Source organism: Cohnella sp. GCM10020058 (assembly GCF_042683485.1).
Classification (GTDB): domain Bacteria; phylum Bacillota; class Bacilli; order Paenibacillales; family Paenibacillaceae; genus Cohnella.
Map to the genome: position 1 here is coordinate 95,993 of NZ_JBHUJV010000015.1, position 24,692 is coordinate 120,684.

General features: G+C 54.5%; 22 protein-coding genes. 18 read left to right on the forward strand and 4 right to left on the reverse strand.

Features of this window, described 5'->3' with window-relative positions:
* Nucleotides 1-5 precede the first annotated feature (5 nt).
* Nucleotides 6-1,622: a type I restriction-modification system subunit M gene (locus ACFSR7_RS25345; protein ID WP_378166426.1), complete on the forward strand. Its 1,617-nt coding sequence runs from the start codon at nucleotides 6-8 to the stop codon at nucleotides 1,620-1,622.
* Nucleotides 1,623-1,856: 234 nt separating this feature from the next.
* Here ACFSR7_RS25345 and ACFSR7_RS25350 read toward each other — a convergent pair whose 3' ends face one another.
* On the reverse strand, nucleotides 1,857-2,102 hold the full coding sequence (locus ACFSR7_RS25350; protein WP_378166427.1) for a helix-turn-helix domain-containing protein: 246 nt from the start codon (nucleotides 2,100-2,102) through the stop codon (nucleotides 1,857-1,859).
* Nucleotides 2,103-2,200: 98 nt separating this feature from the next.
* Here ACFSR7_RS25350 and ACFSR7_RS25355 point away from each other — a divergent pair, with 98 nt between their 5' ends.
* From ACFSR7_RS25355 to ACFSR7_RS25410, 12 genes are all read left to right on the forward strand, one after another.
* Complete coding sequence (locus ACFSR7_RS25355) at nucleotides 2,201-2,389, forward strand: aspartyl-phosphate phosphatase Spo0E family protein (RefSeq protein WP_378166429.1); 189 nt, start codon at nucleotides 2,201-2,203, stop codon at nucleotides 2,387-2,389.
* 30 nt (nucleotides 2,390-2,419) lie between these two features.
* Complete coding sequence (locus ACFSR7_RS25360; protein ID WP_378166431.1) at nucleotides 2,420-2,707, forward strand: hypothetical protein; 288 nt, start codon at nucleotides 2,420-2,422, stop codon at nucleotides 2,705-2,707.
* A gap of 171 nt (nucleotides 2,708-2,878) precedes the next feature.
* Nucleotides 2,879-3,202: a hypothetical protein gene (locus ACFSR7_RS25365; protein ID WP_378166433.1), complete on the forward strand. Its 324-nt coding sequence runs from the start codon at nucleotides 2,879-2,881 to the stop codon at nucleotides 3,200-3,202.
* Nucleotides 3,203-3,407: 205 nt separating this feature from the next.
* Complete coding sequence (locus tag ACFSR7_RS25370) at nucleotides 3,408-4,376, forward strand: sigma-70 family RNA polymerase sigma factor (RefSeq protein ID WP_378166435.1); 969 nt, start codon at nucleotides 3,408-3,410, stop codon at nucleotides 4,374-4,376.
* Between the two features lie 75 nt (nucleotides 4,377-4,451).
* Complete coding sequence (locus ACFSR7_RS25375; RefSeq protein ID WP_378166437.1) at nucleotides 4,452-4,877, forward strand: SRPBCC family protein; 426 nt, start codon at nucleotides 4,452-4,454, stop codon at nucleotides 4,875-4,877.
* Nucleotides 4,878-5,034: 157 nt separating this feature from the next.
* Nucleotides 5,035-7,362, forward strand: a complete 2,328-nt coding sequence (locus ACFSR7_RS25380; protein WP_378166439.1) for a helix-turn-helix domain-containing protein — start codon at nucleotides 5,035-5,037, stop codon at nucleotides 7,360-7,362.
* Nucleotides 7,363-7,560: 198 nt separating this feature from the next.
* Nucleotides 7,561-8,484 carry an ABC transporter permease gene (locus ACFSR7_RS25385; RefSeq protein WP_378166440.1) on the forward strand — a complete coding sequence of 308 codons (924 nt, stop codon included), beginning with the start codon at nucleotides 7,561-7,563 and terminating at the stop codon, nucleotides 8,482-8,484.
* Nucleotides 8,478-9,386: a carbohydrate ABC transporter permease gene (locus ACFSR7_RS25390; protein ID WP_378166442.1), complete on the forward strand. Its 909-nt coding sequence runs from the start codon at nucleotides 8,478-8,480 to the stop codon at nucleotides 9,384-9,386. The genes ACFSR7_RS25385 and ACFSR7_RS25390 overlap by 7 nt, the downstream gene beginning before the upstream one ends.
* A gap of 87 nt (nucleotides 9,387-9,473) precedes the next feature.
* Nucleotides 9,474-11,003, forward strand: coding sequence for an ABC transporter substrate-binding protein (locus ACFSR7_RS25395; protein WP_378166444.1), 1,530 nt, complete (start codon nucleotides 9,474-9,476; stop codon nucleotides 11,001-11,003).
* Nucleotides 11,004-11,032: 29 nt separating this feature from the next.
* Nucleotides 11,033-12,202, forward strand: coding sequence for a Gfo/Idh/MocA family protein (locus ACFSR7_RS25400; protein WP_378166446.1), 1,170 nt, complete (start codon nucleotides 11,033-11,035; stop codon nucleotides 12,200-12,202).
* 35 nt (nucleotides 12,203-12,237) lie between these two features.
* Nucleotides 12,238-14,733, forward strand: coding sequence for a right-handed parallel beta-helix repeat-containing protein (locus ACFSR7_RS25405; RefSeq protein WP_378166448.1), 2,496 nt, complete (start codon nucleotides 12,238-12,240; stop codon nucleotides 14,731-14,733).
* Nucleotides 14,733-17,039, forward strand: a complete 2,307-nt coding sequence (locus tag ACFSR7_RS25410) for a glycoside hydrolase family 95 protein (protein WP_378166450.1) — start codon at nucleotides 14,733-14,735, stop codon at nucleotides 17,037-17,039. Before ACFSR7_RS25405 ends, ACFSR7_RS25410 begins: the two co-directional genes overlap by 1 nt.
* Here the strand turns inward: ACFSR7_RS25410 and ACFSR7_RS25415 are convergent.
* Nucleotides 17,026-17,175 carry a hypothetical protein gene (locus ACFSR7_RS25415; protein WP_378166452.1) on the reverse strand — a complete coding sequence of 50 codons (150 nt, stop codon included), beginning with the start codon at nucleotides 17,173-17,175 and terminating at the stop codon, nucleotides 17,026-17,028. The genes ACFSR7_RS25410 and ACFSR7_RS25415 overlap by 14 nt on opposite strands.
* Before the next feature lie 148 nt (nucleotides 17,176-17,323).
* Here ACFSR7_RS25415 and ACFSR7_RS25420 point away from each other — a divergent pair, with 148 nt between their 5' ends.
* Complete coding sequence (locus tag ACFSR7_RS25420) at nucleotides 17,324-17,743, forward strand: MarR family winged helix-turn-helix transcriptional regulator (RefSeq protein WP_378166454.1); 420 nt, start codon at nucleotides 17,324-17,326, stop codon at nucleotides 17,741-17,743.
* A gap of 69 nt (nucleotides 17,744-17,812) precedes the next feature.
* Here ACFSR7_RS25420 and ACFSR7_RS25425 read toward each other — a convergent pair whose 3' ends face one another.
* The gene (locus ACFSR7_RS25425) at nucleotides 17,813-18,238 is read right to left on the reverse strand and encodes a cupredoxin domain-containing protein (RefSeq protein WP_378166456.1); all 426 of its coding nucleotides are present in this window, start codon (nucleotides 18,236-18,238) and stop codon (nucleotides 17,813-17,815) included.
* 397 nt (nucleotides 18,239-18,635) lie between these two features.
* Between ACFSR7_RS25425 and ACFSR7_RS25430 the strand changes: the two genes are divergently transcribed.
* Entirely contained in the window at nucleotides 18,636-20,390 is a 1,755-nt protein-coding gene (locus tag ACFSR7_RS25430) for a pyrroloquinoline quinone-dependent dehydrogenase (RefSeq protein WP_378166458.1), read from the forward strand.
* Between the two features lie 75 nt (nucleotides 20,391-20,465).
* Nucleotides 20,466-21,575: a carboxypeptidase-like regulatory domain-containing protein gene (locus tag ACFSR7_RS25435; RefSeq protein WP_378166459.1), complete on the forward strand. Its 1,110-nt coding sequence runs from the start codon at nucleotides 20,466-20,468 to the stop codon at nucleotides 21,573-21,575.
* Nucleotides 21,576-21,713: 138 nt separating this feature from the next.
* Here ACFSR7_RS25435 and ACFSR7_RS25440 read toward each other — a convergent pair whose 3' ends face one another.
* Entirely contained in the window at nucleotides 21,714-22,130 is a 417-nt protein-coding gene (locus ACFSR7_RS25440) for a VOC family protein (protein WP_378166461.1), read from the reverse strand.
* A 462-nt stretch (nucleotides 22,131-22,592) separates the two neighbouring features.
* On the opposite strand from ACFSR7_RS25440, the gene ACFSR7_RS25445 reads away from it, so the two are divergent.
* Together ACFSR7_RS25445 and ACFSR7_RS25450 are read left to right on the forward strand one after the other, a co-directional pair.
* Nucleotides 22,593-23,270, forward strand: a complete 678-nt coding sequence (locus tag ACFSR7_RS25445; RefSeq protein WP_378166463.1) for a response regulator transcription factor — start codon at nucleotides 22,593-22,595, stop codon at nucleotides 23,268-23,270.
* The gene (locus tag ACFSR7_RS25450) at nucleotides 23,267-24,634 is read left to right on the forward strand and encodes a sensor histidine kinase (RefSeq protein WP_378166465.1); all 1,368 of its coding nucleotides are present in this window, start codon (nucleotides 23,267-23,269) and stop codon (nucleotides 24,632-24,634) included. The genes ACFSR7_RS25445 and ACFSR7_RS25450 overlap by 4 nt, the downstream gene beginning before the upstream one ends.
* The last annotated feature ends 58 nt before the right edge of the window (nucleotides 24,635-24,692 follow it).

A 24,692-nucleotide genomic window follows, 5' to 3' on the forward strand; every position in this document is an offset into this window, starting at 1 on the left:
CACAAGTGAGTAATGCAACAGCTATTACATCAAAGCTATGGGGAATGGCTAATAAACTGCGTGGGACTATGGATGCAAGTGAGTACAAAAATTATATTTTGCCATTTATGTTCTATCGCTACTTATCAGAAAATCAAGATGAATACTTGAAAGTCAATGACTTGGAAGAGTTCTACGAAGTGACAGATGACATTGAAAAAGAAGATTACCTTGAAGAAATCAGTAAAGGTATTGGATATGCGATTGACCCAGCCTACACCTGGGACAAAATCGTATCAAAAATTGAAAATCACAAAATCAAAGCTAGTGATTTCCAAGATATGTTTGACTCATTCAATACAAATGCCAAACGTAACGCGATGTCAGAAGCTGACTTTGCTAACGTATTCTCTGATGTTAACCTTGGAGACACACGTCTAGGTTCAAGTACAAACGAACGTGCAAAGGCTTTGAATGATATCGTTTTGATGATTAACGAGTTTTCTTTCAAAGACAATTCTGGCCGTGACATTTTGGGTGACGTTTATGAGTATTTGATTGGGCAATTTGCTGCCAATGCTGGTAAAAAAGGTGGAGAATTCTATACACCACATGAAGTTAGTAAAATTTTAGCAAAACTTGTTACGATTGATGCATCTGGTATTGAAGATCAATTCCGTGTATATGATCCTACAATGGGATCGGGTTCACTTCTTTTGACAGTTCAAAAAGAATTGCCAAATGGTAATGAAAAAGGAAGCGTTGAGTTTTACGGTCAAGAATTGAATACGACGACTTATAACTTGGCTCGTATGAACTTGATGATGCATGGAGTAAGTTATCGCAATATGGAGTTGAAACGCGCAGACACACTTGATGCTGACTGGCCATTTGCAGAAAAGGATGGCACACAAATTCCTTTGAAGTTCGATGCGGTCGTATCAAACCCCCCATATTCTCAGAATTGGGATACAAAAGACATTGATCGAGAAAAAGATACACGTTTCAAGGGTTATGGTGTAGCACCTGCATCAAAGGCAGATTATGCCTTTGTTCTTCATGGACTGTACCATTTAGATAAAGCGGGAACAATGGCTATCGTGTTACCACATGGGGTGCTCTTCCGTGGTGCTTCTGAAGGTAAAATCCGCAAAAATATCATCGACAACAATCTGTTAGATGCTGTTATTGGATTACCAGCTAACTTGTTCTATGGAACAAGTATCCCCACATGTGTACTGGTGTTCAAAGGTCGTGAAGCTCGGAAAAATAAAGATATTTTGTTTATTGATGCTTCAAATGAGTTTGAAAAAGGAAAGAACCAAAATAAACTCTCTCCTGAAAACATCGACAAAATTATCGAAATTTACAGAAGCCGTAAAGGCGTTGAGAAATATTCTCATGTGGCATCTTTGGATGAAATCAAAGAAAATGATTACAATTTGAACATTCCACGTTATGTCGATACGGTTGAAGAAGAAGAAGTTATTTCACTTTCACAAGTGGCTCAAGAGTTGACAGAAGTAAAAGCAGATATTACGAATTCATATGACAAATTGTGTGAGCTTCTGAACGAGTTGAACGGAACTACCGATGAAGCCAAAGAGGAACTGAGTAAATTTGTCAGTCTTTTAGGTAAATAATAGTGTTAGAAAAGAGCCAAGGAGGATTTAAACCCTTGGCTCTTTTTCACAAGCGCGTGGAACAGTGTATGGAAATTAACATTGCTTCTTCACGTAAATAGGTTGCAGGTCAAGATGAAGTAATTTATTTGTAGTAATTGCGAAAGTGATTACCTATATTTTGAAGTATTTTGATAAGACGATATGTATTAAGCCGCACTCATCTGATAGGTTGCATAACGACCGCCTGCGTCTTTATATGTCCTCTACTTTTCGCCGATCTTTCCACTCATCAATCTCACGCGGATCCACGTCTAAAATTTCGCAAATATGCAGTGCAATATTGACGGTCGGCGCACTGAGGCCATGCTCAATATTCTGATAGTGCTTCAGGGACACATTTATGGCGCGGCTTACTTGTTCTTGAGTGAAGCCCTTTTGATTTCTAGCCTCGATGAGTTTCATAACCTTCCAATCCCTTCTTGCCTGCATTTCTTCCATCGTAGACAATTCCGGAAATTTTAATGACAAAGTATAATTGGCGAACTATAATTCATATAAGGGTTATTTTCCATGCAAACATGAGGGAGGGCCAACCCATGCTTCATCTACTCCATCAGTATGAGGAGGAAAAGCGAAAGTTAAACGAGCTGGGGCGCCGATCGTTGGAGCAGGGGATACCGTTGTACATGAATGAAGCGGTGCAGGCGCAGAGTCGGAAGGTGGACGAGCTGATCGTTCAATTACATAAGAAGAAGGCAGAACGCAATAAGCGGCTGAGTCCATAATGGATGCAAGGAAGGGGGAGGCGGATGGAAGTGCCGGACTGGTTTCGGAATGCCATGCAGCAGCGGCTCGACGAGATTATTTCTCACAGCGATGTAGGAATGGAGCTACGGCAAGCACGCGCTGAGGAGCAGGAGGCATTCGCGTCGTTGTACGGCGGTATGGATGCGATACAGTTTACCAAGTACATGGCTTGGGAAGACAGGCATCTGTACAGGCGAGCGCTGGAGAATGAGCGTCTGTATATGGAGGGCGTGAAGGATGGCGCGCGGTTGGCTGCGGCGCTGATGGCTGATGTCCCTTCGGAAGCAGAGGACTGAGTCTATTCATGAGGCCTCTATCTCCTTTTCCCATGATACTATAGACCAAAAATGACATATAACTTGAGTCAACCGATATGATTTGAAGATAAATATCCCGAGAATTACTCACAATTGGGCAAATAGTAGAGCTTAACTCAAATTCCGTATTGATATTGGGGTTGCTATGAAATGAGCGAATATATAGGAACAATCACATTTCATCAAGCTAGAGAGGCAGTGGAAGTGGTAGCACTGAGGAAATTGTCGGAGTTTATGGACAGCTCAAATATTCCTGTATTACGTGATCCGTACAAGGAATCGGAATATTGCTGGATTTTCTTCCGAAATAAGCAGATCCAAGGTCCACCTGAGCGAGAGCTTACGTGGGGCTGGGCTTACGCAATTAGTAAAAAAGGAGAAATCCGACTTATAGGTGATTTGTCAGATGAACCAGAGAAACTAGAAGTACAAATAGGCAGATTATCAAATTATTTTAAAGAAAAAGGGTTGTAAACCAGATCCGTATTGTTAGAAACATTATATCATGGGAGCTACTGCTAAATTGAATATAAAGAAGGTGGAGCACAATAAGCGGCTGCCTCAATAATGGTGCTCGAAAAAGGCTTCAAGCCCCCGCCAATGAATTCAATTGAGCCTCTCCGCCCCCTTGAATTATACTGAAGGTAGCCCTTCGGGGAGATCGTTAAGGGAGGCCGCGATGAACCAGACGATGAACGAGACCGCATTTGACGAACCTTTATTTGCAAGCTTGAAGCCGGGCTTAACGTCGTTCTGTTACCGGATGCTGGGCTCGATGGACGATGCGGACGATGCCGTTCAGGAGACGAGTATTCGGGTCTGGCAGAGCGGGAGCACGTTCAGACAGGAAGCTTCGTTCAAAACCTGGGTCTACCGGATCGCATCCAACCTGTGCCTGGACAAGCTGAGGCAATCCAAGCGCCGCGCGCTTCCCGTTGACTTGTTCGATCCGGCCGTCGCGATCGTCGAGCCACGCGAGACGCATCCGGACTCCGCCTGGATCTGGCCGTCTCCCGACTTTGGGGGCAATCCGGAGGATCGGCTCGTGTGCAGAGATACGCTTCAGCTGTGCTTCATCGCGCTCCTGCAGACCTTGCCTCCGCGGCAGCGTGCGGTTCTCATTTTGAAGGATGTATTTGAATGGTCGTCCAAGCAGATCGCGGAGACGCTCGCGATGTCGCCCGCTGCGGTGAACAGCGCCCTGCAGAGAGCACGCGAGACGATGGACAAGGCGCAGCTTCGTTCCGATGAGCTCAGCAGCATGAACGTTCAGCCGGAGCAGGAGCTGCTGTCCCGGTATGTAGAGGCTTTCGAGCAATTCGATATCAACGCGCTCGTCGCGTTGTTCCACGAGGAAGGCTGCATGTCGATGCCGCCGTTCGAGATGTGGATCCGCGGCAAGGACGATTTGTCCGCCTTTTATTCGCTTACGCGTTGGCATTGCGAGGGCTCGCGATTTGTGCCCGTTACGGTGAATGGCGGTTATCCGGCGTTGGCCCAGTATATGCCGGGCAAGGAGGACGCCAGCCTGGTGCCCTGGGGCATCCACGTCATCGAGACCAGAGAGGATCAGATCCTGCACGTTCAAAATTTCATCAACGCCGAATTATTTGCGAGATTTGGGCTGCCTGAGCGACTCGACCGATGAATTTCGTATTTGGCTTACGTCTATATATTTGAGAACAACCAAACGACGAATATCATGAGAGAGGTGTCCATTCATATGGAAACGAACCAACCGACGAAAGTAACCGTACAAGCCGTCATTCAAGCCCCTGTCGAGAAGGTATGGCGCTATTGGTCCGAGCCGGAGCACCTCACCAAGTGGAACCAAGCGTCCGCCGACTGGCATGCGCCGAGAGCCGAAAACGATCTGCGGGTCGGCGGCAAGTTTACGACGCGGATGGAAGCGAGAGACGGCAGCATGGGCTTTGATTTTGGCGGCGTCTACGATGTCGTGAATCTGCATGAGGCGATCTCCTACACGATCGGAGACGGGAGACGCGTGGATATTACGTTCGTCGATCAAGGCGATGCCACGAAGGTCGTTGAAACGTTCGACGCGGAAAGCACCAACTCCGTTGAGATGCAGCAAGCAGGCTGGCAAGCGATTATGGACAATTTCAAAGCCTATACCGAGCAGAACTAAAAATGGCGAGGAAGACGTCGGGCAGATGGCCCGGCGTCTTTTGTGTGTCTGCAGATAAAGCCGCCATACTGCACAGAAAACGGGATTTTGCAGTTTCCAAAGTTGGCTGATTTTGAGATGATAAAGGATACAATGGTCGACTAGCGGGGCGATGTAGATGAAGCTGTACCGGGGCTTTAAGTCGAAGAAGTATTTGCTGCGCATTCTCGTTTCCATTTCCGTCATCACGGCATTTATCCTGATCGGTTCGTCCGTATCCCTGTACTATTTATCCAAGGATTCGGTCATCCAGATGCAAAAGGAGTACCACGAGGCCACGCTGGCTCAGATTAACTACAACATCTCGTCCATGGACGAGATCGCGAAGAACATGATCGGCTTCCTGTTCTGGGACGCGGAGCTGACCGCCCTCAGGACGAATGAGGACGTCGAGGTGCTGGACTTGGTGAAGAAGCTGAACAAGCTGGACACGATCGTCCGATCGAGCTCGTTCCTGGATTCGATTGTCGTGTACAACGGCTTCTCGGACCAGCTCTATTCGGGGGGCAACGCGAAGTTCAGGAGTCCGGACAGCGAAGAGTCGAGACGTTTGCTGCGATACCTCAAAAACGAAGATGTCCAGAAAATGAAGCTGATTCCCATGAAGCTGTCGGATGCAAGTCCGGAGATCGATTGGTTTTCTTTTATTATGTATGAACGCCTAGGGCCGTATGAACCGCGCGACAGCGCGCTGATCGTGAATATCAAGCCGGCCTGGCTGATGGACAGTATCGATCTAATCAACGACTTTGCCGTGAGGCAGGACAGCTCGATCGTCCTGATGGACCAGGCGGGCAACACGCTGAGCTCGAACCGCAAGCCGGGGGCGGATACGGAGCTGCTGCGGACGCTCATCGCCGAGCGCGCCGGATCAAGCGGCGCCGGCGGCTACTTTATCCATAGCATCGGCGGCGAAAAGCAGGTCGTCTCGTACTCCAATACGGTCATCCCGGGCTGGTATGCGGTGAGCTTGCAGCCGTACAGCTCCGTCATTCATAACGCGCGGCAGATTCGCAAGCTGTCGATCTTGACCACGGCGATCTTCCTGTTGATGGCCGCTATCGCTTCCTTCATCGTGTCCCGCCGGCTGTATCGGCCGGTGGATCTTCTCTTCAGCCAGGTCAGAACAGGCTACGGCCACGATGAGGGCACCGCCAAGGACGAGTTGTCCTTCTTGTCCGACACGTACAAGCGGGTGATGGAGAACCTGCATGAAGTCAAACGGTTCCAGGCGGATCACCGGGATGTCGTGCAGATGTATTATTTCAGAAGGCTGCTGGTGGAAGGCGCGGATTACGACCGGGAGCGATTGATCGCAACCGTACGGCGCAACGGGCTGAACATCGGCGAGCAAGGTCCGTATATGCTGTTGGTGATGTCCATCGATGGCATCGGCCGGATGAGCCGGCTGCTGCAGGCCCAGGACATCAAGGTGTTCCACTTTGCGATCATGAACATCGCGGAGGAGTTCATCAATCGGGACTACCGCTGCACGGGCGCGGAGATGAGATCGGATCACCTGGCCTTCCTGGTGAGCGCCGATCGCGAGACGGACATCGGTCACCTGCTCGAGATCCTGCGGCAGATTCAACAAACTGTGGCCCAATACTATAAAATTACGGTCAGCGCGGCGCTGAGCGAGCCGTTCTCCCGTCATATGGAGATCAGCGAGCAGTATGGCAAGGCGCAGCAGGCGATCCGGTACAAGCTCGTGTATGGCAGGCAGTCCCTGATCACGTTCGATATGGTGGCGGACAACCTTCGCAGCGGCCATCTGGGCATGCCGGCGGAGCTGGAGAAGAAGCTCGTGGAAGGCATCAAGTCGGGCGATAGACAGCTGGTGGGCGCGTCGCTGGACAGGCTGATCGCGCATCTGGCCGGATGCGCCTACGACCAGATCATGACGGATATGATGCAGATCGCGATCCTGATCCGGCAGACGCTCAAGGAAATGAACGACAACCGCGTGAAGCCCGTCGAGATCGACCTGGACATGTACAGCATGCGTATCTGGGAGATCGAATCGCTGGAGGAGATCCGTCAGACCATCCTGCAGAGCATGGAAGAGATCGGCCGGCAGAAAAGCGAGGAGACGGGCGCCCGCAACGATATTCTCGTCCAATCGATCAAGGATATCGTCAGGCAGAACTATGCGGACCTGGGCCTTAGCCTGCAGTCGATATCCGGCATGTTGAAGCTATCCGCCGACTATGTCGGCAGAATGTTCAAGAAAAGCGAAACGATATCCGTCGCCGACTATATCAATGAGGTCCGGCTCACCCTGGCGATGGACCTGCTGGAGCACGAGAAGGATACGATCGCCGAGATCATGGAGAAGGTCGGATTCGCCAATCAGAGCTACTTTTTCAAATTATTCAAGAAAAAGCTGGGGTCCACGCCGGGCGACTATCGTCTGAAAAAGTCGCTGAACAAGCAAGCGAAGTAGAGGTTGCGGGTCGTCCTGCGGTATGAAGCCGACGGACGGCCCTTTTTCTTGCCCGGCGCGGGTCCGAGCGAAGAAAAACACGAGAAGTGCACCCGGATTAAGCAATAAATCCGGGAATTTGCACTAGGAAAGCAGAGGCGGATTCGTGACAATGAAGGCAGCAAACCGACAATGCGAAAGAAGACGAGGTGAACAAAATTGGGGAATCGAGTCAGAAGCGAATGGAGCCTGTTCAAAAAAAACGCGGAGCTGTTTACCCTGGGTTTGCCCGGCCTCGCGTACATCTTCCTGTTTTCCTACCTGCCCATGCTGGGCATCGTCATGGCGTTCAAGGACTTCCATTACGACAAAGGCATCTGGGGAAGCGCGTGGATCGGGTTCAAAAACTTCGAATTCTTTTTCGTATCCGACTATGCATTCCGCATCACCCGCAACACGGTGCTGTATCAGATCGGCTATCTGCTCCTGACGACCGTGTTCTCCCTGACCTTCGCCGTCCTGCTCAACGAGATCTCGAGAAAAGCGGTGAAGGTGTACCAGACGGCATTGTTCTTGCCCTATTTCTTATCCTGGGTGGTCGTGTATTATATCGTGTTCACGCTGCTGGATCTGAAGAACGGGCTGTTGAACCGCTTGCTGGAGGCATTCGGAGCGGCGCCGCACAACTGGTACCTGGAGACGGGGCCCTGGCCGTACATCCTGAACATCGTGAGTCTGTGGAAAAACATCGGCTTCAGCACGCTCGTCTATTTTGCCGCCATCATCGCGATTAGCCCTGAATATTACGAAGCCGCCCGCATCGACGGGGCCACGAGATGGCAGATGGCGAGGAAGATCACGATTCCGCTCATTATGCCGATCATCTCGATTCTGCTCATTTTGTCCGTCGGCGGCTTGATCTCGGGAGACTTCGGACTGCACTACTTCATCCCGAACAACTCGGGCATGACGTTCCCGACGACGGATATTATCGATACGTACGTGTACCGGGCGCTTACCAAGCTGGGCGACGTAGGGATGGCCTCGGCCGTCGGATTGTTCCAGTCCACGGTAGGACTTGTCCTCGTGCTGCTCGCCAATGCCCTGGCCAAACGACTGAATCCGGAGAATTCCTTATGGTAGAGAAACCAATGACGCAGACCGCGAACCGAACGTCCGCCGCGAACATTGTTATTCATCTCGTCTTTGTTGCGATATTCCTGGCCATGCTGCTGCCGTTCCTGCTGGTCATTGCCATATCCGTCACGCAGGAGCAGTCCTTGATCCGCGACGGCTACAAGCTGATCCCGGCCGCGTTCAGCCTGGATGCCTACGCGTATATTTTCAGATCGCCGCTGCTGCTCGTTCGGGCATACGGGGTCACCATTGAGACGACAATTCTCGGGACGATAGGGAGTCTGTTTCTCACCTCGCTGACAGCCTACGTCGTGTCCCGCAAGGATTACCGCTATGTGCGCGGCACGACCTTTTACGTCTTTTTCACCATGCTGTTCAACGGCGGCCTGGTTCCTTCTTACATTCTGATGACGCAGTATCTGCACCTGAAGGATACGATCTGGGCGCTGATTCTGCCGGGCATGCTGACGCCCTTCTATATCTTGATCATGAAGGGATTCATCGGCGAAATTCCCCGCGAGCTGATCGAATCGGCCAAGGTGGACGGCGCGCGCGAGTGGCGGATCTTCTTCGGCATCGTGCTGCCCTTGTCCAAGCCCGCGCTTGCGACGCTCGGTCTGTTCATCGCCTTTAACTATTGGAACTCCTGGTTTCCAGCGCTTCTATACATCAACAACGAACGACTGGTCCCGATCCAGCTGCTGCTGACCCGCATGATGAACACGATCAACTTTCTCAGCACGAACTCGCAGTTCATGTCGGGCATCTCGATCGATACGTCCAAGTTCCCCAACCTGTCGGCGCGGATGGCGATGACCGTGTTGGCGGCAGGCCCGATGATGTTCGTGTTTCCGTTTTTCCAGAAGTACTTCGTAAGAGGCCTTACGGTCGGTTCCCTGAAAGGCTAAATCGTCGGAATTAAGATCTGCAAGGGCCCTGCAGATATTTAATTTATGCAGTCATGCGTTAAATACAAACCGGGAGGTCGGCTGGATATGACTATGAAAAAGGCTGGTCGTCAGAAATTAGGAATTGCAATCGTGCTCTGCGCGCTGCTCGTCAGCGCCTGCTCCGCCAAGAACGAAGCGCCAGCGTCGTCCGGATCGTCATCCGCTCCGTCCGCCTCTTCGTCCGGGGCTCAGGCGTCGTCCGGCAGCGAGCTGCCGCCTGTCAAACTAACTTATTATTTCCCGCAGGGAGAATTGCAGAAGGACTATGCTTCCGTGGAGGAGGCGGTCAATCAATATATTCAGCCCAAGATCAACGCCACGATCAAGTTCATGCCCGTCGTATTCGGCGATTACGAGCAGAAGCTGAACACGATCGTCTCCTCGGGCGAAGCGTTCGACATCGGCTGGACGTCCAACTGGATGTTCAACTATGAGAGCAATGCGGAAAAGGGCGCCTTCCAGGATCTTCAGGAGCTGCTCCCCAAGTACGCGCCCGACTTCATGAACAGTCTGCCTGAATCCGTCATTGAGGGCTCCAAGACGTCGAAGGGCAAGCTGATGGCGATCCCGAACTATCAGGTCGCCGCGAAGGCGACCGGGTTCATCATCCAGAAGGAATACCTCGACAAGTATCATTTCGATGTCAGCAAGATCAAGACGTTCAAGGATCTGGAGCCCTTCCTGGCGCAGATCAAGCAAAATGAACCGGATATGATCCCTTACTTCTCGCAGGCCAATTCGTTCTCGGCGCTCGCTAGCGGGTACGAGGGCATCCAGGACACCTATTACAAAAAAGGCGATCCGACGTACACGCTGCTGCAAATGGAATCGATGCCGGAATATATGGCGCATATCCAGCTGCTCTACGACTGGTTCAACAAAGGCTACATCCCCAAGGACGTCGCCACCGCCAACTTCGACGAGACGCTGAAATCGGGAAAAATCGTGTCCTATATCGATTGGACGCTGCAGCCCGGCGGAGAAGCCAACATTTTCAGCCATAACGGGGGGCATCAAGTGGTCTACGCCCCGCTGACGCAGCCGGAGTTCTCGGGCGTTCAACCGACGATGACCTTTATTAGCCGCACCTCCAAAAATCCGGAAAGAGCGATGATGTTCCTCAATCTGATGAACACGGATCCGCAGCTGTTCAATCTGATGGCGTACGGAATTGAAGGCAAGCACTATGACAAAAAAGGGCCGAATACCATCGTGCTCAAGAAGGACGGCGGCTATGCGCCTGATGTGGGCTGGGCGATGGGCAACGTGACGATCGGTTATCTGAAGGAAGGCCAGCCCGAGGATACGTGGAAAAAGACGATCGATCTCAACGATACGGCCTTCGTGCCCGATATTTTCGGCTTCAGCTTCGATCCCTCTGCGGTCAAGACGGAGACGGCCAATCTCGAAGCGGTATACAAGGAATACGATGACGCCGTCAAGACAGGCTCCGTCGACCCGACCGTCTATATGCCCAAGTTAATCGACGCCCTCAAAAAGGCGGGATCGGAAAAAGTGCTGAAGGAACGGCAAAAGCAGCTGGACGAATGGCTGAAGAGCAAAGGCAAGAAGTAAAGGCAAGAAGTAAAGGGGAGACAGAAAACGTGAACCAAGTGCGTATGGGCGTCATTGGGGCGCGGGGCCGTGGCGATATCGCCCAGTATTGGCATAGCCCGAAAGGCAGATCCGTCGTGGTCGGCGCCGCGGATATTTACGAGCATCGCTTAAGCGAGTTCAAGCGCGATCTGAACCCGGACGCTTTTGTCACGACCGACTATCGGGAACTGATCGCACGCGAGGATATTGACGCGATCGCCGTCACCTCGCCGGACTTCATGCACGAAGAGCATGCAGTCGCGGCGCTTCGGGCGGGCAAGCACGTCTTCTGCGAGAAGCCGCTCGCGATTACGGTAGACGGCTGCGACAACATCCTCCGGGCGTGGCGGGTGTCGGGCAAGCAGCTGATGGTCGGCTTCAACATGCGCTATCAGAACATGTACCGCACGATGAAGGGGATCGTCGATTCGGGCGAGATCGGCGAGATCAAGGCAGTCTGGGTGCGGCACTTCGTCGGCCTGGGCGGACTTTTCTACTATCACGATTGGCACGGCCATTCACGAAATTCCACCTCGCTCCTTTTGCAGAAGGGCTCGCACGACATTGACATGATCCATTGGATCACGGGCCAGTACGCAAGCCGGGTATCTGCCTTCGGCAGCCTGGATTTTTACGGCGGGGATAAGCCGAACGATCTGACCTGCCCGGCCTGCCCGGAGAACGAGACGTGCACCGAGGCGGAACTGGTCAGTCACTTGAATCAATGCGCCTTCCGCCAGGAGATCGATGTGGAGGACAACAACATCGTGAACATGGAGCTGTCCGGCGGCATCAAGGCGGCTTACCTGCAGTGCCACTTCACGCCGGACTATCACCGGAACTATACGTTTATCGGCACCGAAGGGCGGATGGAAAACGACGAGACGAAGGGCAAGGTGTACGTGCAGTCCCGACGCTCGAACAAATGGCACGAGATGTCGGATCGGACGTACGACATCAAGCCGACGGGCGAAGGCTCGCACGGCGGCTCGGACCCCGAGATCTGCCGGGATTTTCTGGACATGGTGCTGGAGGGCAAGCCGCCCGTCGCGACGCCGCTGGCGGGAAGAATGAGCGTGGCGGCGGGCTGCGCGGCGGCGGAGTCGATTCGTTCGGGCGGCAGGGTCGTCGAGATCAAGCCCGTACCGGCGGATGCGCTTGCGCAGATTGTGTTGTGACACCGTTTACATTTTGAGCATAGGGAGAAGTGAACATGAAAAAGCCATTCGGTAAAATCATGAGCTTCATCTTGTCTGCAAGTCTGGTATTTGCGGTAGCACCAGGGACCCAGGCGTACGCGGCCACGATCAACGTCGGCGGCTTTACTTCGTCGGCGATCCAGAGCGCGATCAACGCGGCCGCAGCCGGAGACACCGTCTACTTCCCTGCCGGCACGTACAACATCACGAGCGCCATCGTCCCGAAGACCGGCATCAAGCTGAAAGGCGCGGGTCAAACGACGACCATCGTCAAATACACGGGGACAACCGATCAGGTGCTCGTGAACGCCGCCAACGTCTCGAATCTGGAGATCTCCGACCTCACCTTCGACGCCAACAGCAACGTTCATGCCGTCCAGGGCATCGATGCGACGAACGGAACCGGCTTCTGGATTCACCATAACGCGTTTAAAAATTTTACGGCGACCTCCAACAGCAGCTGGGGCCCGATGGCGATCACATTCTACGGCAATTCGACCACCCAGACCGGCGGCGTCACCAACTCGACGATCGAGAACAACACCTTTACGAACATCGCCGTCAATTCGGATTGGGGCGCTGCGATTCGCTTCGATAACGGCTCGACGGGCAACAAGGTGCTCGGCAACTCGATTACGAATACGGGGCGCGGCGGCATCTTCTGCGCCGGCAGCTCGACGAATGCGGTCATCCGCGGCAATACGATCGCAGGCAGCGGCCAGTCCCTGGAGGGACTCGGGATTGAGCTGTATAACGGCTGCCACAACTCGGTGGTGGAGGACAACGTCATCGACCACTGGATCAGTCTGGATTCCACGAACAATGTAAGCATCCGGCGCAACACGATCAGCAGTACGAATGCATCGCTGCGGACACCGGGTATCGAGATCATCAAGTCCTCCTATATCGTCACGACGGACAATACGATTAACGGCGGCCAGGCCTACGGATTTTCCATCGCATCGCCCGCGTCCCAGGCGGACGGCTACAGCTACTATGCGAACAATACCGTGCAGTACATGACGCAATGGGGGATTCAGCTCCAGGGCAGCGCAGGCGGCGACATTCTTAATCAATACTTTTACAACAATCGTTTTCTGAACACGTATGTCAGCGATCCCAACGCGCCTTATCCCGGATACGCAGGCCACGGCTTCCGTACGAACGGCTATGCGAAAAACGTCACGCTCGACAGCAACGAGATGTCGAGCAACCAGGGCTACGGCATCGAGTTCGCATCGAGCACCGGCGTGGCCGGCTACAGCTTCACGGGCAACAAGATCCAAAACAATACGGGCGCGTCGATTAACATCAATCCGGGCCTGGCCAATCTGGAGTGGAGCGGGAATACGGTCACGGGCAACGGGACCAATACGCAATTGACCTCGACCGGCTATGCCGGCAATGCCAAGCCGACGGCCAACTTCACGGCGAGCGCGACCTCCGTCACCACGAACCAGGCCGTCACTTTCACCAATACGTCTACGGATAACGGAAGCATCGCGAAGTCCTTGTGGGATTTTGGCGACGGGGTTCCCGTATCGACCAGCGGCACGGGCAGCGTCTCCTACGCCTATCCGAATGGCGGCACGTACAAGGTTACGCTGGTGGTGTGGGACAATACGGGCAGAGCGGCGAGGAAGGAAACGACGATCACCGTGGGCACGGCGGTTCAGACGAAGCTCTCCGGAACGGTATTCAGCGACGGGGGCGCAACATGGGGGCCGAACGATACCGCCGACAAAGTATACGACGGCAATACGGCAACCTTCTATGATTCGACGACGGCTACGGGCGCTTACGTCGGCATCGATCTCGGTGCGGGCAATGCCAAGACGGTGACGAAAATCAGGTTTTATCCGCGGGCGGGCCAGCTGGGCCGCATGGTCGGCGCCAAGTTTCAGGGCTCCAATACGAGCGGCAGCAGCGGATTCACGGATTTGTACACCGTGACGACGGCGCCGGCCACGGCCGATTGGGTGGAGGTTACGATAAGCAGCGGCACGCCTTACCGTTATTTGCGGTATATCGGCGGCGCCAACAGCTACGGCAATGTGAATGAAGTGGAATTTTACGGTAACGGAACTGCGCCGCCGGCCGCACAGCAGTTCACGGGAACGGTATTAAGCGACGGAGGCGCGACATGGGGGCCGAGCGATACCGCCGACAAAGTATATGACGGAAATATCGCGACCTTCTACGATTCAAAGACGGCGGCCGGCGCGTATGCGGGCATCGACCTCGGCGCAGGCAATGTCAAGACGGTGACGAAAATCAGGTATTATCCGCGGGCAGACCAGCTGGGCCGCATCGCCGGGGCCAAGTTCCAGGGCTCCAACACGAGCGGCAGCAGCGGGTTCGCGGATTTTTATACCGTGACGACGGCACCGGCGACGGCCGGATGGGTTGAGGTTACGATAAGCAGCAGCACGCCGTACCGGTACTTGCGTTATATCGGCGGCGCCGACAGCTACGGCAATGTGAGCGAAGTGCAGTTCTGGGGCCAATAATGGGCGGGAAGAACAGGCTTTGGTATGACCGGCCGGCAGAGACCTGGGAGGAGGCGCTGCCGGTCGGCAACGGGTTCCTCGGCGGCATGGCGTTCGGCGACCCCGTCGCCGAACGGATCGCGCTGAACGAAGACAGCGTCTGGTACGGCGGTCCGCGCGACCGCAACAACCCGGATGCGCCGGGCAGTCTGGAAGCGATTCGGGCAGCCTTGCGCGAGGGCCGGCTTCGGGAGGCGCAGGCGCTCGCCGTCATGGCGTTGTCCGGGGTGCCGGATACGCAGCGGCATTATATGCCGCTCGGGGATTTGCTTCTGTCGTTCGATCATGACGGAGAGATTACGAAATACAGCAGAGCGCTCGTACTGGACCAAGGAATCGCCACCGTGGCTTATCGCGCGGGCAGCCGCAGCTTCTCAAGGGAAATGTTCAGCAGCTTTCCCGACCGCGTGCTGGCGATCCGGTGCAAGGCCGAGACGGCGGGCAGCCTGAACCTGACGATCCGGCTGGCCAGAGGCGACAATCGCTATATGGAGGAAACCGTGCGGGCGGGTGACCGCACGCTCGTCATGCGGGGAGAATGCGGCGGGGCGGGCGGCATGGCCTTCCGGGCCGCCCTGCGGGCGGAGGTGTCGGGCGGAGAGACGCGGATCGTCGGAGAGCACCTGACGATCAGCGGCGCGGATGCCGTCACGCTGCTGCTCACCGCAGCGACGACATTCCGAGAGGAGGACCCGGAAGGGTGGTGCCTGTCGACGCTGGAAGCGGCAAGCGCAATAGGGTATGCGCGTCTACGGCATCGCCATCTGGCGGACTTTGGGCCGCTCATGGCACGATTCGCGCTTCGGCTGGGCAGCTTAGACGAAGCGGCCGCGCACGATCTTTTGACGACCGATCGCCGATTGAGTCGTGTTCAGGAGGGTGCGCGAGACGACGCCTTGATTGCCTTGTACGTGCAGTACGGACGTTATCTTCTGCTCTCCTGCAGCAGGCCGGGATCGCTCCCGGCCAACCTTCAGGGCATCTGGAACGATCGGATGCTCCCGCCCTGGGACAGTAAATATACGATCAATATCAATACGCAAATGAACTATTGGCCCGCCGAGCCGCTTGCTCTTCAGGAGTGCCATCGGCCCTTGTTCGACCTGCTCGAACGCATGCGGGCGCCGGGGCGGCATACCGCTCGCGTCATGTACGGCTGCAAGGGATTCGTCGCGCATCACAATACGGATATCTGGGCGGATACGGCGCCGCAGGATATGTATCTGCCCGCTACCTATTGGCCGATGGGCGCGGCGTGGTTCTGCCTTCACCTGTGGGAGCACTATGCCTATGGCAGAGACATCGAATTTCTGAGAAACGCTTATCCGGTCATGCGGGAGGCAGCCGAATTTTTCGAGGATTTCCTCGTGGAGACCGCGGACGGCAAGCTGGCGACGGCGCCCTCCGTTTCCCCGGAGAATACGTATCTGCTGCCCGGCGGGGAGCGCGGCACGCTATGTATCGGACCTTCCATGGACAACCAGATTCTGTATGAGCTGTTCTCCGCCTGCATGGAGGCTTGCCACCTGTTGTCCGAGGATTCGGCCGAGCTTGTCCGGTGGGAGAGCCTGCGGGATCGGCTGCCCGAGCCGGCCGTCGGCAAGGAGGGGCAATTGCTGGAGTGGATGGAAGAGTACGAGGAAACGGAGCCGGGACACCGGCACATCTCGCACCTTTTTGCTCTGCACCCCGGTACGCGGTTTACCGTGCGCGGCACGCCGGAGTGGAGCCGGGCAGCGAGCGTGACTTTGCAGCGGCGGCTTGCCAACGGGGGCGGCCATACCGGGTGGAGCCGGGCCTGGATTGTCAACTTCTGGGCGAGGCTGGAGGACGGGGAGCAGGCTTATGAGAACATCCGGGCGCTGCTCGCCCATTCCACGCTTCCGAATCTGCTCGACAATCATCCGCCTTTTCAGATCGACGGCAACTTCGGCGGGGCGGCCGGCGTCTCCGAGATGCTGCTGCAGAGCCATGCGGGCGCGCTTCATCTGCTGCCGGCGCTTCCGTCCGGCTGGCAGGAAGGAGAAGTAAACGGTCTTCGTGCCAGGGGCGGATATACGGTCAGGATCAAGTGGGCAGCGGGCGTATTGGAGGAGGCGCAGGTGCTTGCGGCGCATGGTGGTCGGTGCAGACTGAGGACGGCCGGGGTTGTCCGCATCGAACAAGAAGGGCGGCCCGTCTCCTGCGAGTTGAACGGAGACGGTACGTTGGAGTGGACGGCGGAGGCGGGAGGTACGTACCGTGTGCTGCCGGTTAAATCTGTGTGATTAGCGTGCGAGCAATGCCAAAAAGAGCGTCAGTCCGAGCAGAAGGCTCGGGACTGACGCTCTTTTGTAGTTTTTGTCCTGATGGGAAGGCTGCAATGCCGGTAATCCGGTTATTCCTGTCCTTGCTGATCGCCATAGCCGACGAAGCCTTCTACGAAGCCAACCAACTGCGCTAAACTGCGTAAGCGGCCGTTCGTAAACGCCGAAATTTTGGAGAATATCAGAGGATTCGCGTATAATGGAATTGCTCAAGTGACGCCGATGCCTGAAGGAGAGTTTTTCGTTTGGATAGACGCAAATATTTGTCGGCTTATCTGGAGAAGTTTACGCTGCATCGGAAGATGTGGGAGACGGCCTGGGCGAAGCACAACAAGAACGGATTGACCAGCAGCCAGGCATTCACGATGATCCTGTTGAACGCGGGCCCACAACAGCCAAAAGACTTGATGTATATGTTAGGCGTTACTTCAGGCGGGGTTACCGTCATTGCGGACAAGCTCTCGGAGCTGGGCGCCGTTCGCAGAGTCAAGCATGGCGAAGATGGTCGTGCCGTTTTCCTCGAGCTCACGGACAAAGGCCGGGAAATGTACCCGGATGTCAAGAGAGATTTTGACGCCTTGATGGATGAGGTATTTACGCCTCTTACCGACGCAGAGGTGGCCATGCTGGCGCAGTTGTTCGGGAAATTGGTCGATGGCAATTAAATCGAATCCTATAATACATGCATAGAAAAAGGGCTTCCCGCGAGGGAAAGCCCTTTTTATTGTGTTCGATTATTCGACGATCAATTGGCCGGTCATGTTGTCGTGTCCGGTACCGCACATGACGGAGCAGTTGAAGTCGTAAGTGCCGGCTTTGTCCAGTACAATCGTAGCCGTTTCGCCGTTCTTGATGTTAACGCCCAGGTCTTTGATTTCCATGCCGTGAACGCCGCTCTCATTTTTCAACGTGATTTTCAGCGTGTCGCCGACTTTGGCTTTGATCTCGGTCTGGTCGAATTCGAAGTTGGTTGCCTTCAACGTAATTTCCTTCGTCTCGCCGGCTGCGGCAGGTGCCGATGCGCTCGAGCTTGCGGAAGCAGAAGCGGCAGGCGAAGAGGCGGATGCATTGTCGTCATTCTTGCTGCCGCAGGCGCTCAGGGCCAACACGGCTGCCAAGGCAAGCATGGCGATGAAAAGCGCAGATCTTGTTTTTTTCATGTCGAACTACCCCCAGCTGTTTTAATATTACTTACCAATAAGATTCCTATCAACGAGAAAGTATACGCCTTAAATCTGGCGTCCGTCAACAATTTAATTAAACAAAAGAGATAAAATAGAAACATCATCGTAATATTAAAATTATCGTTGACGAATATTTAGCACAGGCGTAAGATGCTTTGTGAACGATATGTGTCTTATTAGTAAGAGAAAGTCGATCATCTTTTTACGGAAAGGAGTCCTTCCAAACAAATAGGACGCGTACCGCTGCATGGCTCAATTGACGTCATCGGACGGTTCTTTCTGTCGCGTACGGCCTTTTGGCAAATGAAGAATTCTTTATTTCATTTTTAAAATTGGGGGCATTTTCAAATTATCAACCGGGGAGGAATACATCTTGCGTAAAAAACTGGCTTTATCCGGCGCTGTCATGGCTGCGGTGCTTGCACTGTCGGCTTGCAGCAGCAATAATAATTCCGATGCTTCTTCGTCCCAATCGGCTTCGGCATCCGCCTCGCCGTCCGCATCCGCGTCCGCATCCGCATCCGCTTCTTCTTCTGCAGGCTCGACGTTCGAAAACTTCCCGACCTACGGATTCGATCTGGGCAACACGCGCCACGTTCCGTTTAAGGAGATCACGGCCGACAATGTCAACGATCTGGGCGTCGTTTGGACGGCGGACTTCAAATCGCTCGACAAAGACGTAAAAAACGGCAACCAATCGTACCCGGTCGTCGTGGACGGCGTGATCTACATCACGACGGGCGGCAACCAGGTATTCGCATTCGAAGGCGCAACCGGCAAGCAGTTATGGCATTGGAAGCCTGACGCCGCCATGCTTGAGAAAATTAGCAAAGGCGGTATCGTCGCCAACCGCGGCGTCGCAGTCGCCGAAGGCAAGGTTTTCATGCTGACCACGGACAATCAAGTCATCGCGCTGGATCAGAAAACCGGCGCATTGGTCAAAGCGGTCGCCATCTCCGATGCGGTGGAAGGCGTAACGCTGGAAAATGGTTACTATGAGACGACCGCTCCGATTTACTTTAACGGCAACATCTTCATCGGAAGCAGCGGCGGCGACAACGGCGTGCGCGGCTTCGTCATGGCCTACAAAGCGAGCGATCTCTCGCCGGCCTGGGACGCTCCGTTCTGGACCGTACCGCCGAAGGGCCAGGATTGGCTGAAAAACAGCAAGTACCATGGCGGCGGCGCTGTCTGGAACCCGGTCGCCATCGACCAAGATACGGGAATCATGTACTTCTCCGTCGGCAACCCGGCTCCGGACTTCTACGCCAAAGACCGTCCCGGCGCGAACCCGTACACGGACTCGGTCGTCGCGGTCGAAGCCGCCACTGGCAAGCTGATCTGGGCCCAGCAGGAGATCAGTCACGACCAGTGGGACTATGACGCTGCGGCATCCCCGATGATCCTGAACGCCACGGTCAACGGAAAATCGCAAAAAGTCGTCGTGGAAGGCGGCAAATCCGGCCAATGGTGGGCGTGGGATGCGGCAACGGGCGATGTAATCTGGGACGGCGTGCCGTTCGCCAAGATCGATCACCCCGAGCCGACGGAAGAAGGCGTGTTGGTGTATCCCGGCGTCCTCGGCGGAGAAAACTACGCGCCGGAGACGTACGACCCCGCCACCAACTATGTGCTGATCCCGGGTGTTGAGTATCCGTCCTTGATCAAGCGCGCCGCAGACCAGGATCATGCATTCGATGCGCAGAATCCGGGAGCGATGGCGTTCGGCACGGCGATGGGCGAAGTGCCGGCCGACATCACGCCTTATGGCACGGTAACCGCGATCGACGTCAACACCGGCAAGCAAGTGTACCAGAACAAAACGAAGGACATGATGCGCGGCGGCTTGACCAGCACCGATACCGGTCTTGCCTTCTACGGCGAGCTCGACGGCAAGATCAACGCCATGGATATTAAAACGGGCAAGGTGCTCTGGACCTTCCAAACGTCCGGCGATAACGTTCAGGCCGCTCCGGCGCTCTTCACCGTCGACGGCAAAACGTACCTGACCTTCACCACCGGCGGCACGAAACCGAAAATCCACGTATTCGCGCTCGGCGGCGACAAAACGCAGGGCAGCGAAGGGCAAGCCAACAACGGAAACGCGCACGAAAGCAGCAGCAAGTAATTTTCTGAAGCTTCAAGGCCATGCTGGAGCGGGTTCCTCGGGACCCGCTTTTGATATGAGAGGAGGGGATCGCCTATGAAATGGTTATCCAGAGCCGTCATTCTGTTCCTGCTCGCGGCAGTGGCCGCCGGCTGCACGGAAAATTCCAAAGAAAAAGAACAGGCGGCCTTGCAAATTCGCTTGGACGAAACGGCTTTTACGCTGAAGCAATGGAAAATGGACGGCACGCACCGTTCCAGTGTGAACGGAACCTTGCTGCTCGGGGAGCAGCCCGTCCAGGGCGCCATCCTGCGCACGGGCGAGAGCAAGCGGAATATAGAGACGGATGCGAGCGGTAAATTCGAAATCTTGCTGGATCAAAGCCTGCTGGGGACGACCGACGTCAACGTGGTGAACCTCGACCAGGCGACCGTGGACGGCAAGCCCATGGATCGGGAAGCGATTGAAAAAGGAACCGAGGCGACGGCTTCCTTGCGCGTTTTTCACCCGGTTACCGTGGAATCGGCTGCCCCATCGGAGCAGGATCCGGATCAGACCGTGGTCAAGGGACGCCTGCTGGCCGACAATACCGCGTCGGTCGCTTATTTTCAGGAAGATAAATACCGGATCGGCGGCACCGTTAAAGATGCGGACGGCCATCCGGTTCAAGGCGCCACCGTATGGATTGTCCGGGACGAGGGCGAAGGCTTCGCCAAATCCGTCGAAACGGATGCGGCCGGCCGTTATGAGATGTACTATCTGCCGGAAGAAGACGAAGAGACGGATCTGAACGTCCGCTACAATTCGATGGTTTATACCCTGCCCAAGGGCAAGGTCTACCACATCCCCGAGGACACCAGTGTGAACATCGACATTACGCTGCCGAAGGAAGGGACGGTTATCGTCGACAAGCCGCCGACGCTGGTCAGCCATACCGCCCCGGGCGCTTTGTACACCGGGATGCTGGTCGGACTGAACGTTCCGGAAGGCACCGATTATACCGTTACGATTCCGGACGCGGAAGGGCATTTCACGCTGACGGTTCCGAGCAAGGTTTGGGAGCAGAAGCCGACCTTTTTTGAAACCAACATGACCGCGTTCATCGAACAAGGGAAAAAGAAAGCCGGAGATCCGATTCCCGGCTCCTTCATCAAGGCCGAGCCCAATGCGCCGAGAAACATCGAGGCACAGCAGGAAGGGCAATAAGGTTTCGAGCCAAGCCGCGTTGACCAGGCGGCCGCTCCATCATAAAACGGGACCGAGCTGGAGAATCTCTCCGCTCCGTCCCGTTTTTGTGATTTGCTTGGCACAGCAATTCGAGTGCAAGCGTGCTCATGGTTATCCTTAACCTTGAGCCGCATCCGCGTTCATGTAGTTGATCGCCCACAGATGGCCGTCCAAGTCCACGAAGCCCCAGTGATACATAAACCCGTGATCCTCCGGTTCGGCGTGCAGCTTCCCGCCCAGGGAAACCGCGGTATTTACGATTTCATTGACCTTCTCCCGGCTCTCGAAGGCGAGTGCGATCGTCATCTGCGCGTACTTGCTCGTATCGACGATTTCCCTCTCCGTGAGCGTAGTAAAAAATGCTTGATCGATCAGCATGACCTGCAGGTTCTCGCCGATGATGATGGCTACCGAGTTCTCACTGTCGGGGAATTGCGGGTTGAGCGCGAATCCGAGTCCGGTGAAGAACGCCTTGGATTGCGCTACGTTTTTTACAGGCAGGTTGAAGCTCGTGAATGTGGAAGTTAATGCCATTTCAAAACACCTCTTCGTCAATTTGGTTGGTTGTCATTCGTTCCTTCGTTTATATAGACGACAGTCGATCCGAAAATTCATCGGTCTAGCTGCGCCGGAAGCCCGAATCTTGAAAATAATTGGTATGTTGGTATAAATGAAGATCTGAGGATCAACTTTATGAAAATGATGTGGTGCTGGCGCTGTAAGTGCGAGGTGTCGATGCTGGATGAGAAAGAGTCTAGCCGGGTTTATCGGCTTTATGGTGAATGTATGAATGCGGGACGTGTACAGACGAACGCATGGGCTATCTGAAACCGAAGGCTATCTCTGACAGTTGGGTTGTGGGAAAGCCTTCATTAATCAAGGAATAAGGTACGCAGCCGTCAACGTCTAGATGACGGCCCAAGGAGTTTTGAAGGGGGCGTCGAATCCCTTTGATATGGCATTCAGCCCATACGAATTGAAGGGGAACAGCAGGAAATGGCCAACATTCTTGTCGCGGACGATGACGCGCATATTCGCAAGCTCATCGCCTTGTATTTGCGAAACGAAGGGTTTGATGTCTTTGAAGCGAAGGACGGCGTCGAAGCCCTCACTATCCTGGATCGCTCGGCCGTAGATATGGCGATTATCGATATTATGATGCCGCATATGGACGGCTGGGAATTGTGCAGGGAGATCCGACGCCTGTACGCGGACATGCCGCTGCTGATGGTAACGGCCATCGGAGAAGCCGGTCAGAAGGTGAAGGGTTTCCAGCTCGGTACGGACGATTATGTGACCAAGCCGTTCGATCCCCTTGAGCTTGTCATGAGAGTAAAGGCGCTGTTCAAGCGTTATCGAATCGCAGCCTCCCAGATCGTTCAAATAGGCGGAATCGTGCTGGACCGACGAGCCCATAAAGTCGTCCGCGAAGGCGAAGCGCTTCTGTTGCCGTTAAAAGAGTTTGAGCTATTATTCAAGCTGGCTTCTCACCCGGGACAAATCCTGACCAGAGAACAGCTGATCGTTCAAATTTGGGGGATGGATTATGAAGGCGACGACCGAACCGTCGATGTTCATATCAAACGAATTAGGGAGCGCTTCGCCGAAGATGCCGGGCATTTCCGAATCGAGACGGTCCGCAGTCTCGGCTACCGGCTCGAGGTGAATAGATGACGAGGTCTTTGTACGTCCGCGTCGTCTTCACGTTTTTGGCGGCCATGGTCATCGGTCTGCTTGTCTCCGTTCTCGCCGCACTTGCTATATTCGAGGCCAAAATAGACCGGATCGGGCAGAACGATTTGATCGCCGCGGGCGAGGAGATCGTTCGCGTCTATGAGCAGACGATCCCTGCCGATCTGGAGAGATTCATGCAAAGCATGGTGAAACTAAGTTCCTACTCCGTTCAACTGTACGCCGACGCAGACGTCATGAGAACGTTCAAGTACAGCTCAGGCACGGACGAACTTGCGATCTCGCAGGAGGCCGTTCGTCAGGTAAAGGAGGGGACGATCTACCGATCGACCCGCAAGGACAAGGAGACGTTCATCGGGCTGCCGCTCCAAATCGGAAGCGAGCGGCAAGCTTTATTTTTGCTGTCCTCCTCCAAGAACGAACCGACGCTCATTCGCTTGATGCTGACTATCCTCTTATTCGTTCTGATTACGGGAAGCATCTGCATTCTCATCGCCGCTATCTATGTGGTCAAACCGATCAAGACGCTAACCGCTGCCACCCAACGACTGGCAAAGGGCGACTTCGACGTGAAGCTGGGCGCGAAGCGCAAAGACGAGCTGGGGACCTTGGCTCAGCGCTTTAACGAGATGGCGGTCGGGCTCAAACAATTGGAGCAGATGCGTCAAGACTTCGTCTCGAATGTGTCGCACGAGATTCAGTCCCCGTTGACATCCATATCCGGATTTGCGAAAGCGCTCAAGGATATGAACGCAATAGACGAAGAAGAGCGCATTCAGTATCTGGATATTATCCTGACGGAGAGCGGCCGATTATCGCGGCTCAGCGACAATTTGCTCAAGCTCGCCTCGCTCGATTTCAATCGGCATCCTATGGATTACGCCACGTATCATCTTGACGAACAGATCAGGCAAGTTGTCGTGAACTGCGAACCGCTATGGTCGGCAAAAAACATCGATGTGCATCTGGACCTGCCCCGGGCTACCGTAATCGCGGCCGATAAGGATCAACTCAACCAAGTATGGATGAACCTTCTCGTCAATAGTATCAAGTTTACGCCCGAAGGCGGACGCATCGATGTGCAAATAAGCGTTCGCATGAACGCCTATCTCTTGACCCTATCCGATACCGGAATCGGCATTGCGCCTGAACAACTTGGGCGGGTTTTCGAGCGTTTTTACAAGACGGATCGGTCCAGAAGCGCCAGCGAAGGCAGCGGTCTTGGTCTCTCCATCGTCCAAAAAATCGTCGCGCTTCATCACGGCGACATTCGCATAGAAAGCAAAGTCGGACAGGGCACAAAGGTCATCGTTGATCTGCCCGCCGCTCCGCCTGCCCAAGCGTGAACCGGTTCACGCTCCGTTCATATTTCTTCCCTACTCTTCCGTATGTATCGCGCGGCGT